The organism is Agrobacterium sp. MA01 (genome assembly GCF_009650195.1).
In the GTDB taxonomy this organism is placed as follows: domain Bacteria; phylum Pseudomonadota; class Alphaproteobacteria; order Rhizobiales; family Rhizobiaceae; genus Allorhizobium.
Map to the genome: position 1 here is coordinate 236598 of NZ_CP045856.1, position 14553 is coordinate 251150.

Genomic DNA, 14553 nt, shown 5'->3' on the forward strand with positions numbered 1-14553 from the left:
TTTCCGCTTTGCTAGCGTTTAGTGAAGTCGAGAAACGTTCACTAAACATGGGAGGAGACCATGCGGCGAACCGACGGCCAATTCATGATGCTTGTCGTCATGAACGCCATGCTGCTTGTTGCTGGAGTGGTGATCTCTGGCGGCTCCTTTTTGTCACTGTTCAATCTTCAATCCATGGCTGGTCAGGTCCCAGAAATCGGACTTTTGGCCGTCGGTGTCATGTTGGCCATGTGTGCCGGCAATGGCGGCATTGATCTCTCGGGCATTGCGCTTGCCAATCTCTCAGGCGTCGTTTCTGCGGTCTTGATGGTGTCGATCCTCGGGCCGGCTTCCGATCCCACCACATTCAGCCTGGGCTTCATGCTTGGCTGCCTTCTGGTCGGCTTTGCAGGCGGACTCTTCAACGGCTTTTTGATTGCCCGCTTCTCCATCACGCCCATCCTGTGCACGCTCGGCACACAGATGGCGTTTATGGGCCTTGCCATTGTCGTTTCTCAAGGACGTGCCGTGACTGTTGGCAGTCCGGAACTTTTGTCGAGCCTTGGCAACGACATGCTGTTTGGCGTGCCGATCAGCTTTGTCATCTTCATCGTCGTCGCAACCCTGATTGGCGCCGTGTTGAAGTTCACGCCCTTTGGTCTTTGGCTGATGTTGATGGGGACGAACCCCAAGGCTGCGACCTTTGCCGGCTTCCCGAAAAACGGTGTGATCCTCGCAACCTATGCCCTGTCTGGAACCTTGTCGGGTCTCGCCGGCATCATCATTGCGGCTCGCAACGTCAACGTGAAGTTCGACTATGGCAGCTCTTATCTGCTGATCGCCATCCTGATCGCGGTGATGGCGGGTGTTCGCCCCGAAGGTGGCTATGGCCGGGTTGTCTGCGTGGTCTTGAGTGCGATCGCTCTCCAGCTGATGTCGAGCCTTCTGAACTTCGGCGGTCTTTCCAACTTTGTCCGAGATTTCGCCTGGGGAGCCCTGCTGCTCACCTTCCTGGCTGTCGGTCGCTACGACGTGATGGGGTTCCTGGCCCCAACGCGTCGCTCTGAAGATCCTTCGGCGTCTGTCCCTCAATCGCCGAAGTAACAAAGCGAGGGAAAATTTGTGGAGGAAAGCATGAACTCGTTTGCCAAAAAAATGATGCTCGGCACAGCACTTGCAGCCGTCACGCTGGGAGGCTCGGTCGGCGTGCTCGTGGCCCAGGAAAAGCCGGTGATCGCAACCGTGGTCAAGATCAGCGGTATCCCGTGGTTCGATCGCATGAATACCGGCGTGGTTGCCTTCCAGGAAGCCAATGCTGATCTCGTTGCAAGCCAGAGCGGTCCGGCGACCGCCGACTCGGCCCAACAGCTGCAGATCGTCAATGACCTCGTCGCCAAGGGCGTCAACGCGCTTGCCGTCGTTCCGATGGATCCCGCCGTGCTTGAAGGCACACTGCAGCGCGCCATGGAACGTGGTATTGTTGTCGTCACCCATGAGGCCGACAACCAGATCAACACCAATGCCAATGTCGAAGCTTTCGACAACGCCGATTATGGTGCCGCACTCAACGAGCGACTTGCCGAATGCATGGGCAAGGAAGGCAAGTGGACGACATTCGTCGGTTCGCTTGGCAGCCGCACCCACATGCAGTGGGTCGGTGCGGGCGAAGAAAACGCCAAACAGTATGCAGGCATGCAGCTCGTTGATGCCAACAACGAGTCCTTCGACGATGCCAATGCGACCTATGAAAAGGCCAAGGAAATCCTGCGCAAGCATCCCGACATCAAGGGTTTCCAGACCTCTGCCGGCAATGACGTACTCGGTGTTGGTCGCGCGATTGACGAAGCCGGTCTGAGCGGCAAGGTCTGCCTCGTCGGCACAGGCCTGCCGAACCCCTCGGCTGATCTGCTGGAATCCGGCGCAATCACCGCAATCGGTTTCTGGGATCCGCAAAAGGCCGGCATGGCCATGAACACGATCGCCAAGCTCCTGCTTGAAAAGAAGGAGCTCACCGATGGCATGGATCTGGGTGTCCCCGGCTATGAAAAGGTGACCGTCAAGCAGGGCGCCGGCCAGGGCTTGCTGGTCGTCGGCAACGGCATGGTTCTCGCCGACAAGGCGACCTACAAGGACTTCCTGTTCTGATCCTTTGAGTGAGCCGTGACCGGGAGATCGCTCTCCCGGTCATACCGCCGCAGCGTGAACCCGCCTGCGGATAAAATGAGGATCCATTTCCCGTGGTCGCAATGCAAAGAAGCGTTGAGCAGCCGGCAGAGCTGCTCAGATTGAACAATGTCGAGAAGTGGTTTGGCGGTGTGCATGCGCTCAGGGGCATCAACCTGACGCTTGCCCGAGGCCAAGTCTATCACCTTCTGGGTGAAAACGGCTGTGGCAAGAGCACCGTCATCAAGATCATGTCCGGTGCGCATCCGCCGTCTGCAGGTGAGATCGTGCTTGAAGGCCAGAGTTATGCCGCTCTAACCCCGATCCAGTCGCTCGCAGCCGGGATTGAGACCGTCTATCAGGATCTCTCGCTATTGCCCAATCTGACGGTCGCTGAAAATGTAGCGCTAACCGAGCAGCTCGTATCGTCTGGCGGACGACTGGCGCGCCTTTTTAACCGCAGCCAGATGCAGGAAACGGCAGCACGCGCGCTTGCAGCAGTCGGCCTGCCCAACGACCGCCCCTTCCTGCAGGAAATCGTCTCAGATCTGCCGCTTGCATCGCGGCAATTGGTGGCGATTGCGCGTGCCATCGCCACACGGGCAAAGCTTGTCATCATGGATGAGCCGACGACCTCCCTGACCAGGCGGGAAGTCGACAACCTGATCGAAGTCGTCGAGCGCCTGCGGCTTGAGGGCGTAACCGTGCTCTTCGTCACCCACAAGCTCGAGGAATGCTACCGGATCGGCGGCAACGCCATCGTTTTTCGCGACGGGAAATGCGTGGCGCAAGGTCCGATCGCAAGCTTCACCAAGGATGACCTCTCCGAATTGATGACCGGGCGGCAGATCACCGCCACCCGCTATCGTGAGGGACGTGCCGACGGCGAAGCCTTCTTTGAGGTCGACGGGCTGCGTACCGACAATGTCGAAGGCGTAACGCTTGCCTTGCGCCGCGGAGAGATCCTCGGCGTCACCGGTCTTGCCGATTCCGGTCGCAACGAACTTGCCATGGCGCTTGCCGGTGTCATGGCGGTCGGGCGTGGCAAAATGCTGATCGATGGGACGGAGGTGCGACTGAATTCTCCCTCGGACGCCATCAGACACGGTATCGGCTATGTCCCGGAGGATCGCCTCGCAGAAGGTCTGTTTCTCGACAAATCCATTCTCGACAACGAGATCGCTCTGATCCTTCGGGATCTGACGAATGGTATTGGCGTCATTGACCGCGAGCGGGCGAGGGGACTTGCCGATGATCTCTCGGCGCAGATGCGCCTGAATACGATGAATATCGACCTGCCGGTCGGCTCGCTTTCGGGCGGCAACCAGCAGCGTGTCCTGATCGGTCGCTGGCTGAGCATCCGCCCGAAGCTTCTCATCCTGCATGGCCCAACCGTTGGTGTCGATGTCGGATCAAAGGACACGATCTACAAGGTGATCCAGTCCCTGTCTCAATCCGGCATGGGGCTGATCATCGTCAGTGACGATCTGCCGGAGCTCTTGCAAAACGCAGACCGGATCATCGTCATGAATGGAGGCCAGATCGTTTCAGAATTTGAAGCAGACAAGGCGTCTGAAGACGATCTCTACCGGGCGATGCTTGGCAGTGAAAAGGGGGGTGAACAATGAATGCGACCAAAGCCGAGACGGCCCCTTCGTCAAAATCTGCGCGCTCCTTCAGTCTGGGCAATCTGATACGTCGACGCCCCGAGACGATCACTTTCGCGCTTCTCGTGACCATCTGCATTGCTGTTTCGATTGCCAATCCGGCCTTTCTTCAGCCGTCGACCCTGATCGATATCGGCCGTGCAAGCGTCGTCATGGGGCTCTTTGCGCTCGGCGTCTTCGTCATTCTGGCAGCCGGCGGCATCGATGTCTCCTTTACCGCGATTGCAGCCTTCACCATGTATTCGGTGACCCTTTTGGTGCAGAGCTATCTGCCTGGGCTTCCCATCGTTGTGATCATACTGATCGCGATGGCAGGCGGTGTCCTCCTCGGCGTGATCAACGGCCTTCTCGTTCACCATTTGCGTGTTCCCTCCCTGATCGTGACGATCGGCACCCAGTATCTGTTTCGCGGATTTCTTCTGTCCTTCATCGGCACCGTCTGGATCATGTCGCTGCCGCCACAGATGGGGGCATTCGGGCGGATGCCACTTCTGCAGTTCGAGACCGCAAATGGTGCCCTCGTCACCTTGCCCTTCTATTTCCTCGTGCTTCCAGCCGCCGCCATCCTGACCTGGTGGATTTTGAATCGGACGCTGATGGGGCGGGCAATCTTCGCCGTGGGCGGCAATGCCAATATCGCCGAGCGCCTGGGCTACAGTCTTCGTACCGTGCATCTGTTCGTCTTCGGCTATGCCGGTGCTTTAGCGGGCCTTGCGGGTATCATTCATGTCTGTGCCAACCGTCAGGCAAACCCCTTTGATCTGGTTGGCACGGAAATCAACGTGATTGCTGCCGTCGTCCTGGGCGGCGCTCGCATTACCGGCGGGACCGGTACGGTTCTCGGTACCATTCTCGGCGTCCTCCTGGTCGTGGTCATCAACAGCGTCCTGGTTCTCGTCGGCATCCCAAGCACCTGGCAGCGACTGGTCGTCGGCAGCTTCATCCTGCTGGCCGCTGCCTTCTTCGTCACGCGTCAGCGCAAAAAGTAACAGTGGAGGATAAAGTGAAGAAGTTTCTCAACGATCCGGTCAACTTCGTCGACGAGATGCTCGAGGGCATCTATGCGGCGCATCCGATGGTCACTTATACGAATGACGATCTGCGTTGCCTTGTGACGGCCAAGCCAAAGCCCGGCAAGGTCGGGCTCACCACGGGCGGTGGCTCGGGTCACCTGCCGACATTCTTGGGCTTTGTCGGCGACGGCATGCTCGATGGTGCAGCCGTCGGCGGTGTCTTCCAGTCTCCCAGTGCCGAGCAGATGTATCAGGTGACCAAGGCCGTCGATCAAGGTGCCGGTGTCCTTTACATCTACGGCAATTATTCCGGCGACATCATCAATTTCGACATGGCCGCTGAATTGGCCGATCTCGATGGCATTGCCGTCAAGCAGGTTGTCGGCAACGATGACGTGGCCTCCTCAATCGTTGGAGAAGAGCACAAGCGCCGCGGTGTTGCAGGCATCTTCTTCATCTACAAGGCGGCCGGTGCAGCTGCCGCCGAAGGTCTGTCGCTTGATGAGGTCGCACGAATTGCCGACAAGGCACGGATGAAGACCCGGACCATGGGGGTCGCGCTGTCTAGCTGTGTCGTGCCTGAAATCGGTCATGCCACTTTCTCGATCGGCGAGGATGAAATGGAAATCGGCATGGGCATCCATGGCGAGCCCGGTATCAGCCGCAAGAAGCTTGGCGCAGCAGACGCCGTTGTCGACGAGATGATGGATCGTATCTTCAACGAGACCGATTACAGATCAGGAGATGATGTTGCAGTCCTGATCAACGGTCTGGGTGGTACGCCGCTTGAGGAACTTTACATTCTCTTCCGCCGGGTCCGCCAGCTTCTCGATGCGCGCGGCGTAAACCTCAAACATGTCTGGATTGGAGAGTTCGCAACCTCAATGGAAATGGCGGGCGCCTCGATTTCGATCCTTCATCTTGACGAAGAACTCGACCGCCTGATGGCAGCGCCTGCCAATACGCCCTTCTTCAAGCACGTCACGGGATAAAGATATGAGCCTCGAAAGACTGGATGCGAGTCATCTGATCGGACTGTTCCAGAGCTGGCAGCAGCTTTTTGCCGAGCAACGGGAATATCTGATCGCACTCGATGGCAAGGTTGGTGACAGCGATCTAGGCATCACCATGGCGAAATCCTTTGCAGCGGCGGCTGACGCCGTCGCTGCCGAAGGCGAAGAGGCCGGTTTGTCCAAGCTGTTGCGCACGGCTGGTGCAACAATGGCGCGCACAGCCCCCTCGACCATGGGGACGTTGACGGCCACCGGTTTCCTGAGGGCGAGCAAAGCGGTCGAGGGACTGGATGCTCTTGATACGGAAGCGCTTGCTCAGTTCTGGCGCGCCTATACCGATGGGATTGCAGAACGGGGCAAGGCAAAGGTCGGTGACAAGACCCTGCTTGATGTGCTCGATCCCCTGACAAGCGCGCTGGAGGCAGAGGCTGAGAAAGGTACGGGTCTCACGGACGCGCTTTCTTCGGCAGCCAGGGTCGCAGAAGACGCACTGGAAGCGACGAAGTCGATGGTCGCTCAGCATGGAAAGGCTGCAGCGTTTCAGGAGAAGACCATTGGACTGCAGGATGCTGGCGCAACCGTCGGGTTTTTTCTGATCAGGCGAATGAGCCAGTTTGTGGCAAGCCACTGATATTGCGTCACCGGCCGCAGGATTGATTGAAATGACCGAAAGTTATGCCGTTGGCGTTGATGTTGGCACGGGAAGCGTACGAGCGGGTCTCTTTGACCTTTCTGGCAGGATGCTGTCTGTCGCCAAACGCGACATTACCGTGTTTCGTGAGGGAAGCTCGATCGTCGAACAGTCGAGTGCTGAGATCTGGGACTGTGTCTGTAGTGTCATTCGCGAAGCGGTATCCATGGCTGGGATCGATCCTGTCCAGGTAATTGGGCTTGGTTTCGATGCCACCTGTTCACTGGTGGTCGTCGGCGAAGGTGGTCAATCGCTTGGCCTTGGTGGCAGCGACGATCCTTCCCGCGACATCATTGTCTGGATGGACCACCGCGCCGTGGATCAGGCCGAGCGGATCAATGCCATCGGCCATGATGTGTTGCGCTATGTCGGCGGGCGGATTTCGCCCGAGATGCAGACGCCGAAGCTCCTGTGGCTGAAGGAAAACCGCCCTGAAGTTTTCGGACAGGCCTGGCAGTTTTTCGATCTCGCCGATTTTCTCACCTGGAAGGCGACGGGCGATCTTGCCCGCTCGACCTGTACCGTAACCTGCAAATGGACATATCTTGCCCATGAGGCGCGCTGGGACGAGAGTTACTTCCACAAGGTCGGACTTGGCGAACTGGCAGACGAGGGATTTGCCCGGATCGGCACACAGATGGTCGAGCCCGGCACAAGGCTTGGGGCGGGGCTTGACGAAGCCGCAGCATCAGCCATGGGTCTGAGATCAGGGACTGCCGTTGCAGCTGGCATGATCGATGCCCATGCCGGCGGCATCGGCACAGTCGGCATTGGCGACAATCCCATGGCCAATCTGGCCTATGTCTTTGGAACGTCCTCCTGCACCATGACCTCGACGACTGAGCCGGTCTTCGTGCCTGGTGTCTGGGGACCGTATTACTCAGCCATGGTGCCGGGCCTCTGGCTGAATGAAGGTGGCCAGAGTGCAGCAGGGGCCGCGATCGATCAGCTCTTGTCGTTTCACCCGGCAGCAGAAGAGGCGAGGGGGAGGGCGCAGGCATCAGGCAAGTCGCTTCCAGCTTTTCTGGCCGAGATGGCGACAGCTCAGGTCGAGACGCTGTCCGAGACAGTTTTGGCGGCGGGCGAGTTGCATGTTGTGCCAGAGTTTCTCGGCAATCGCGCGCCTTTTGCCGATCCCCATGCGCGCGCCGTGATTGCAGGTCTTGGCATGGAGCGCGATCTCTACAGTCTGGTCGCGCTCTACATCGCCGGTCTGTGCGGCATTGGCTACGGGCTTCGCCAGATCATCGAGACGCAAGCCAAGCATGGGGCAGGCGTCAAACGCGTCGTGATCAGCGGTGGAGCCGGATCGAGCTCACTGGTGCGCCAGTTGCTGGCTGATGCCTGCGGCTTGGCGGTGGTGGCCCCTCTCGCCGATGAGCCGGTCCTGCTTGGCTCGGCAATCTTGGGCAGTGTGGCAGGCGGTGCCTTTCCTGATGTGAAAGGGGCAATGCAGGCACTATCTGCGATCGCGTCCATATACGAACCGGGCAAGGACAAGATCGGCGAGCTGCACGAGCAGCGGTTTGAAGCCTTCGTCAAATTGCAGGAAGTCGCGCGGGCGCTTTAGCCTGTGGCGTGATGGCAGACCTGGTATTTGTGGCATTCCTGGCTGAACGCGTTTGCCGCGGCGATCTGAGCCAGCATCAGGGCGAGACCGCACGAGATATGAGCTCATCCGATGTGTTTGCATGTCAATCGGTGATACCAGTCGAGCGGTGGCCCCTTATACGCGCCTTCGACAGCCTGGAGGCATCTAGCCGATTGCGGGCGGGACGTGGCTCTCGGACAAGCTGGTAACGCGTGCTGGTGATTGACACGCCAAAGGACAAAACCTAAACCATAATAACAGAAGCTGTCTGACAGGTTTTGTCATTTTGGAGCTTTTATCTATGGTTAGTGTGGAGACAGGCAGTGACGGCCGGGTGGATGGCGTCATCGCTGCGCTCACGTCCTATATCCGCGACAATGAGCTCGGGCCTGGAGACAGCCTGCCCAGCGAGCTGGCGCTGTCGAAGGAACTGCGCGTCTCGCGCACGGTCGTTCGAGAGGCCTTTCGATCGCTGGCAGCCGTAAGACTGCTCGATCTGCATGTGGGAAAAAGAGCGCGGGTGGCACAGCTCGACCATGGCGCCATGTCACTGATGATTGAACATGGTGTGGGGACCGAGCAGATCAACGTCCATCAGATTTACGATGTGAGGCGGACGATCGAGATGCGGACGGCCAGTCTTGCAGCCCTCAGACGCTCAGACGAAGAGGCGCGCATTCTCATCGACCATGCGACAGCCATGGAGACGCAGTTTCATTTGGCCGAGACAGTGATGGAACACGATCTGGCCTTCCACCTGGCCATTGCCAAGGCGTCGAAGAACCCGATTTTTTCGCTGATCCTTGGTGCGTTTCAAACGGTCTCGCGACAAACCTGGCCGATTGGATGGCGCAGTCGCTCCTCAGACGAGGAACGAAGAGCCATGAATGCACTCCACCTGGCGATCGCCAAAGCCATCCTTGCAGGCGACCCACAGAAGGCAAGTCAGTTGATGGCACAGCATTTCGATGAAAGCGCCAAGGCGCTGCTTGCCGCCGGCATTGCTTAAGGAAGCCACCATGAAAATCACCAGGCTGGAAACCGTGCGCATCGAGGAGCGGCAAAATCTCCTCTGGATCCTCGTCCATACGGACGAGGGTATCACCGGGCTTGGAGAGACCTTCTTTGGGGCCGAAACCGTGGAGGCCTATATCCATGAATATGTCGCCCCTCGAGTGATCGGCCGCGATCCGCTTCAGATTGATCTCCTCGCAGCAGACCTGGTCGGCTATCTCGGTTTCCGCTCTTCTGGTGCTGAAGTGCGCGGCAATTCCGCCTTTGACATCGCGTTGTGGGACATTTTCGGGAAGGCGACCGGGCAGCCGATTGCGCAATTGCTCGGCGGCTTCAGCCGTCGTGAAATCCGGACCTACAATACCTGCGCTGGCACCGAATACATCAAGAAGGCGACGGGGCAGACAACGGCGAATTACGATCTGTCGAAATCGGCGACGAGGGCTTATGATGACCTGAACGGTTTTCTTCTTCGTGCAGACGAACTTGCCCATTCCTTGCTCGAAGACGGCATCACGGCCATGAAGATCTGGCCCTTTGATGTGGCCGCAGAAAAAAGCCGTGGCCAGTACATCTCCATGCCGGACCTGAAACGCGCGCTTGAGCCGTTCGAGAAGATCCGTTCGGCCGTCGGCGACAAGATGGACATCATGGTCGAGTTCCACTCCATGTGGCAACTTTTGCCAGCCATGCAGATCGCCAAGGCGCTCACGCCCTATCAAACCTTCTGGCATGAAGACCCCATCAAGATGGACAGTCTATCCAGCCTCACACGCTATGCCGCGGTATCTCCGGCTCCCATCTGCGCCTCTGAGACGCTCGGCTCACGCTTTGCATTCAGGGACTTGCTGGAAACGGGATCAGCCGGCGTTGTCATGCTTGATATCAGCTGGTGTGGTGGGATCTCGGAGGCAAGGAAAATCGCTGCCATGGCCGAAGCCTGGCATTTGCCTGTAGCACCTCATGACTGCACGGGCCCGGTCGTGCTCTGTGCATCGACGCATCTGTCGCTCAATGCCCCCAATGCCCTCGTCCAGGAAAGTGTCAGGGCCTTCTATAAGACCTGGTATCGCGATCTGGTGACGGCACTGCCCGAGGTCAAGAACGGCATGATTACGGTTCCGCCAGGTCCAGGTCTCGGGATGGATTTGCATCCGGATCTGGATAGGATCTTTACCGTGTCGCGGCGAATGTCAGACGCATCGTGATCAGTGAGGGCGGGCTAAAGTGCACTGGTTCGCCAGATGCTGGCCGATGCCTGCGGCACAGACGTGGTGGCGACGAGAGCAGAAGAGCCGGATCTGCTCGGCTCGATCATGTTGGGCAGTGTCGCTGACCAAGTCTTTGCCAACTATCTGAGGCCAGGCAAGCGCTGTAGGCGATCGCGTCAGTCTTCAAACCGGTCGCGGGCCCGATCGACAAACTCTGTCAGCAGTGTCTTGAAGCCTTCGTCAAATGAGAGGATGTCGGCCGACGGCTTTTGTAAACGGCGTTTGAGGTCCAGCTGGGCGGTCGTATGGCGGGGTGGTTCTGCGACCGTGATGAGCGGTTTCCTCTACTGGGGCTTGGTTTCGGTTTGCGGCGGCTTTTGACGCTCTGTGGCTCCGCACCCGCTTTGAGGGAGTGATGCCAAAACACAGGGCCATTCGAATATTGAAAAAGTAGCTTAGGGCAATGGATCTAATCCTGCTTGGCCGTGTTTAGGTCACATGATCGATCTGAACGAGTGGTCCCCCGATCCGTATATCCTGGTGCTCACGGGGCTTGGCATTCTAATTGCGCTCGTCGCCTGGTTGCCTTTGGCTCTCAAACGTCTTCCGCTCTCATTGCCGATCATCTGCATCGCGTTGGGAGCAGCATTGTTTCTGACCCCGCAGGTGTCGGACCAGCCGCTACCTTTCACCTATCCCGAGTTCACGGAACGCTTCACCGAGTTCGTGGTCATTATCGCTTTGATGGGGGCTGGCCTGAAACTGGACCGTGTGTTCAGTTGGCGGCGGTGGGGTGTGACCTGGCGGCTTCTGGCATTGACCATGCCGCTGAGTATCGTGGCTATCACGCTGATTGGCGTTTGGGGCTTGAGCCTTTCCCTGCCTGTCGCGCTTTTGCTTGGTGCAAGCCTGGCGCCGACCGATCCTGTTCTTGCCGCAGACGTACAGGTAGGTCCTCCAAAGACAGGCCAGGAAGACAAGGTGCGATTTGGCCTCACATCAGAGGCTGGACTGAACGATGGGTTGGCATTTCCCTTCGTGAACCTCGCCATCGCACTCAGCCTTGCAGCCACGACAAAAGAGCCTTGGCTGGGAACCTGGATCCTTCACAACGTGCTTTGGGAAATTGGCGCCGGGATCGTGGGCGGCTGGCTGGTCGGCCGACTATTTGGTTGGCTCACCTTCCGGATCCCTGCTGATACCAGGTTGTCTCAGACGGGGGACGGATTGATCGCGATTGCTGCGACCTTCGTCTCCTATGGTCTTACGGAACTGATCGAGTGCTACGGCTTCCTCGCGGTGTTCATTACTGCGCTTACTCTTCGCCAGGCTCATCGGCAGCATGACTTTCATCGTGAGATGCATGATGTGACCGAGCAGGTCGAACGCCTTGCCATGATGATCTTGTTGGTCCTTTTCGGAGGGGCATTGGTGAGTGGTCTTCTTGCGCCGCTTCGCGCCATCGATGTGGTTGCCGCCCTTGTCATTCTGCTCATCATTCGCCCTTTTGCAGGCTTGATCGGATTGCTTGGCTTCAAGGCGAGTTGGAGGGAAAAGCTCACGCTTGCCTTTTTCGGTATTCGTGGCGTTGGCTCATTCTACTATCTCGCTTACGGCCTCAACCATATGCCCGTTGAAGGCGGTGAGCGGCTGTGGGCGATTGTTGGGTTGGTGGTGCTGCTGTCAGTTCTTATTCACGGCTTAACCGTGACACCGATCATGCGCCTGCTCGATCGCAGCCAAGGGCGAGACCCGGATTCTGAAGGCTTGCCTCCGCCTGGGCTGCAGGGTCCGGCCTCGTAAGTTGCGAACCTATGGGCAGATAACAGCGTTAGCCCAACGGCAGCGCTCATCAAATGACCAGGCTGCTCGAACTCCACTCATTGGCCGATCAAAATGGCCCGACACATCAAACAGGAGAAAGCTCCCCTATGTCCAATTCTCTTAAGACCATCAACCCGCTGACCGAAACCGAGATTCAGTCTTATCCGCACATGTCAGACGCAGAGGCCATGGCTGTCGTTGAAGCCAGTCACAACGCATTTCTGGAGTGGCGCCTCAGGAGTCTCGAAGAGCGGGCAAAGGTGATCGCGGCGATTGGCGATGAGATGCGCAACTCGAAGGACGAGTTCGCCAGGCTGATGACCGATGAGGTTGGGAAGTTGCTGAAGGACAGCCTTAGCGAGGTCGATCTGTGCGCCGCCATATGCGACTATACCGCAAAGATCGGTCCGTCTGCACTGGCTGACGACGAGCGCGAAATCGAAGGCGGCAAGGGATATGTCACGCACGCGCCGCTGGGCGTGATCTACGGCATCCAGCCCTGGAATTTCCCCGCCTATCAAGCCGTCCGGTATTCGATCGCCAGCCTGATGGCAGGCAACGGCGTTCTCCTCAAGCATGCCGAAGCCTGCACGGGCAGCGGCCTTTATCTGCGTGATCTCTATGAGCGGGCCGGCCTGCCCAAGGGGCTGTTTGGCGTATTGCTGATCTCGCATGAGCAATCGGACAAGGTCATCGAAGACGAGCGCGTACGGGGTGTGACATTGACCGGCAGTGACAGGGCCGGCCGTGCGGTGGGCGCGAAGGCCGCAGAGCTGGTGAAAAAGACCGTGCTCGAACTGGGCTCCAACGATGCCTATCTGGTGCTTGACGATGCCGACCTCGATCTCGCAGTCAAAACCTGTGTGAAGGGCCGCATCTACAATAACGGTCAGACATGCGTAAACGCCAAGCGCTTCATCGTCACTGAAAAGAACTATGATGCCTTCGTCGAAGCCTATACCAAGGCGTTTCAAGCGGTCACGGTGGGTGACCCGACGGATGACAAGACGCAGCTCGGCCCGATGGTCAGCCAGAAGCAACGAGATGAACTGCATAGCCAGGTTCTAAAGAGCATTGAAAAGGGGGCACGGCTTCTTGCCGGTGGCAAGATTCCCGATCGCACAGGCTGGTTCTATCCGGCCACAGTTCTTGCGGATGTTGAACCTGGACAGCCTGCCTATGAAGACGAGATGTTCGGTCCCGCTGCGGCGATTATCCGTGCAAAGGACGATATGGACGCGATCCGGATCGCCAATAGCAGTCGATATGGTCTTGGTGGCGGTATCTTCAGCAAGGACGTCGAGTATGCGCGCAAGCTGGCCTCCGAACATTTCGACACTGGCATGGTGTTCATCAACACCTTCAACGTCGCTTACCCGAGCATGCCATTCGGTGGCGTCAAGACATCTGGCTATGGCCGCGAACACGGACCGGAAGGGTTGAAGGAATTCGTCAACGTCAAGTCGATCCGTATCGGTTGACCTGCTCGACCCATCGAGGCAACGGGCAGCTACCGGCGGCCCGTTGGCAGTCAATGCGTCAGCAATGCGCCGAAGTGAAGAATTGGTGCCGTAGCACCTCATCTACCGACCTGAGGTGCTACGGCACCAATGCACGCTGCAGAATAGCGGTGCTCTTCGTCGTTTTCCTCTCCGAACTGAGCCTGATCGACCGGGCAGGCTGTCTACAGCGGCATCGACCAATGTACCCGTCCACGAGTAGTTAGCCGCAGCAGCATCGAAGTGGAGCATGGCGGCTATCACCTCGAATTCCAGCGCCCATGCAGAAATTTGGAAAAGGAACCAACCTCCGGATTATGCGTTGTCCAGTCGGACAACGGAAAGGAATGCACATGAACAACATCATCTATATTGTTGGATTGGTCGTTATTGTTATCGCGGTTTTATCTTTTTTCGGCCTCGGCTAAGCCAGACGTGAGGACTTCTAAGATCAGGTCGCCGATGTGAATGAGACTTGTCCGCAGGTTGCGGGCAATTAAGACGTTTTCGAGCAGGCGCGCCTCAGCCTTGGGTCGGCCAGTTTGCCTTAGTTGACAGCTCAAGCGTGAAAACGCTGCCCAATCCCGGTCCATCACTCCACACAGAAACATCGCCGCCGTGTAACTCCATGAGTTGCTTGACGAGGCCGATCCCAAGTCCCCCATGAGCATGATTCCGATGCTCTTCGACTTGCTCAAACATCCTGAAGATTGCGCCCGCGGCCTCGGCACTGAGGCCCAGACCATTGTCAGTGATGCTGATGCGATAGGTGCGCGGATGTAATTCCAGCGCTACCTCGATCTGACCGTCCATTGCCGTGTATTTTGCGGCATTATTCACGAGGTTTGAAACGCACTGTGTCAGCCTTACCTTGTCAGCGAATATCAT

The 14553-nt window shown here is 57.9% G+C and carries 12 protein-coding genes and 1 pseudogene; 12 read left to right on the forward strand and 1 reads right to left on the reverse strand.

Translation table 11 applies throughout. The annotated features are described in order from the left end of the window. The first annotated feature begins 60 nt into the window (after nt 1–60). The 12 genes and pseudogenes from GH983_RS23745 to GH983_RS23795 all read left to right on the forward strand — a co-directional run bounded on the left by GH983_RS23745 (nt 61) and on the right by GH983_RS23795 (nt 13647). Complete coding sequence (locus GH983_RS23745) at nt 61–1083, forward strand: ABC transporter permease (RefSeq protein ID WP_069044210.1); 1023 nt, start codon at nt 61–63, stop codon at nt 1081–1083. A 30-nt stretch (nt 1084–1113) separates the two neighbouring features. Next, nucleotides 1114–2124: a substrate-binding domain-containing protein gene (locus GH983_RS23750; protein ID WP_069044211.1), complete on the forward strand. Its 1011-nt coding sequence runs from the start codon at nt 1114–1116 to the stop codon at nt 2122–2124. A gap of 101 nt (nt 2125–2225) precedes the next feature. Then, on the forward strand, nt 2226–3770 hold the full coding sequence (locus tag GH983_RS23755; protein ID WP_069044212.1) for a sugar ABC transporter ATP-binding protein: 1545 nt from the start codon (nt 2226–2228) through the stop codon (nt 3768–3770). Next, nucleotides 3767–4798, forward strand: coding sequence for an ABC transporter permease (locus GH983_RS23760; RefSeq protein WP_069044213.1), 1032 nt, complete (start codon nt 3767–3769; stop codon nt 4796–4798). The genes GH983_RS23755 and GH983_RS23760 overlap by 4 nt, the downstream gene beginning before the upstream one ends. 14 nt (nt 4799–4812) lie before the next feature. Then, complete coding sequence (locus GH983_RS23765; RefSeq protein ID WP_069044214.1) at nt 4813–5814, forward strand: dihydroxyacetone kinase subunit DhaK; 1002 nt, start codon at nt 4813–4815, stop codon at nt 5812–5814. A 4-nt stretch (nt 5815–5818) separates the two neighbouring features. After that, nucleotides 5819–6466 carry a dihydroxyacetone kinase family protein gene (locus GH983_RS23770; RefSeq protein ID WP_069044215.1) on the forward strand — a complete coding sequence of 216 codons (648 nt, stop codon included), beginning with the start codon at nt 5819–5821 and terminating at the stop codon, nt 6464–6466. Nucleotides 6467–6497: 31 nt separating this feature from the next. Beyond that, on the forward strand, nt 6498–8096 hold the full coding sequence (locus GH983_RS23775) for an FGGY-family carbohydrate kinase (RefSeq protein ID WP_153763860.1): 1599 nt from the start codon (nt 6498–6500) through the stop codon (nt 8094–8096). A gap of 322 nt (nt 8097–8418) precedes the next feature. Then, nucleotides 8419–9126 carry a FadR/GntR family transcriptional regulator gene (locus GH983_RS23780; RefSeq protein ID WP_069044217.1) on the forward strand — a complete coding sequence of 236 codons (708 nt, stop codon included), beginning with the start codon at nt 8419–8421 and terminating at the stop codon, nt 9124–9126. Between the two features lie 10 nt (nt 9127–9136). Then, nucleotides 9137–10339: a mandelate racemase/muconate lactonizing enzyme family protein gene (locus tag GH983_RS23785; protein WP_153763861.1), complete on the forward strand. Its 1203-nt coding sequence runs from the start codon at nt 9137–9139 to the stop codon at nt 10337–10339. Between the two features lie 24 nt (nt 10340–10363). Beyond that, nucleotides 10364–10483: pseudogene (locus GH983_RS24435) on the forward strand (FGGY-family carbohydrate kinase); the annotation flags it as partial. A 357-nt stretch (nt 10484–10840) separates the two neighbouring features. After that, nucleotides 10841–12145, forward strand: coding sequence for a sodium:proton antiporter (locus GH983_RS23790; protein WP_153763862.1), 1305 nt, complete (start codon nt 10841–10843; stop codon nt 12143–12145). Between the two features lie 128 nt (nt 12146–12273). After that, complete coding sequence (locus tag GH983_RS23795; RefSeq protein WP_153763924.1) at nt 12274–13647, forward strand: NAD-dependent succinate-semialdehyde dehydrogenase; 1374 nt, start codon at nt 12274–12276, stop codon at nt 13645–13647. Between the two features lie 540 nt (nt 13648–14187). Here GH983_RS23795 and GH983_RS23805 read toward each other — a convergent pair. Next, nucleotides 14188–14553, reverse strand: coding sequence for a cell wall metabolism sensor histidine kinase WalK (locus GH983_RS23805; RefSeq protein ID WP_153763864.1), 366 nt, complete (start codon nt 14551–14553; stop codon nt 14188–14190).

What these genes read in the sequence shown, in the direction of transcription:
- GH983_RS23790 (WP_153763862.1), top strand. Translation starts at nt 10,841, where the DNA reads ATGATCGATCTGAACGAGTGGTCCCCCGATCCGTATATCCTGGTGCTC.
- GH983_RS23750 (WP_069044211.1), top strand. Translation starts at nt 1,114, where the DNA reads ATGAACTCGTTTGCCAAAAAAATGATGCTCGGCACAGCACTTGCAGCC.
- GH983_RS23805 (WP_153763864.1), bottom strand. Translation starts at nt 14,553, where the DNA reads ATGATATTCGCTGACAAGGTAAGGCTGACACAGTGCGTTTCAAACCTC.
- GH983_RS23775 (WP_153763860.1), top strand. Translation starts at nt 6,498, where the DNA reads ATGACCGAAAGTTATGCCGTTGGCGTTGATGTTGGCACGGGAAGCGTA.
- GH983_RS23795 (WP_153763924.1), top strand. Translation starts at nt 12,274, where the DNA reads ATGTCCAATTCTCTTAAGACCATCAACCCGCTGACCGAAACCGAGATT.
- GH983_RS23785 (WP_153763861.1), top strand. Translation starts at nt 9,137, where the DNA reads ATGAAAATCACCAGGCTGGAAACCGTGCGCATCGAGGAGCGGCAAAAT.
- GH983_RS23755 (WP_069044212.1), top strand. Translation starts at nt 2,226, where the DNA reads ATGCAAAGAAGCGTTGAGCAGCCGGCAGAGCTGCTCAGATTGAACAAT.
- GH983_RS23770 (WP_069044215.1), top strand. Translation starts at nt 5,819, where the DNA reads ATGAGCCTCGAAAGACTGGATGCGAGTCATCTGATCGGACTGTTCCAG.
- GH983_RS23760 (WP_069044213.1), top strand. Translation starts at nt 3,767, where the DNA reads ATGAATGCGACCAAAGCCGAGACGGCCCCTTCGTCAAAATCTGCGCGC.
- GH983_RS23780 (WP_069044217.1), top strand. Translation starts at nt 8,419, where the DNA reads ATGGTTAGTGTGGAGACAGGCAGTGACGGCCGGGTGGATGGCGTCATC.
- GH983_RS23745 (WP_069044210.1), top strand. Translation starts at nt 61, where the DNA reads ATGCGGCGAACCGACGGCCAATTCATGATGCTTGTCGTCATGAACGCC.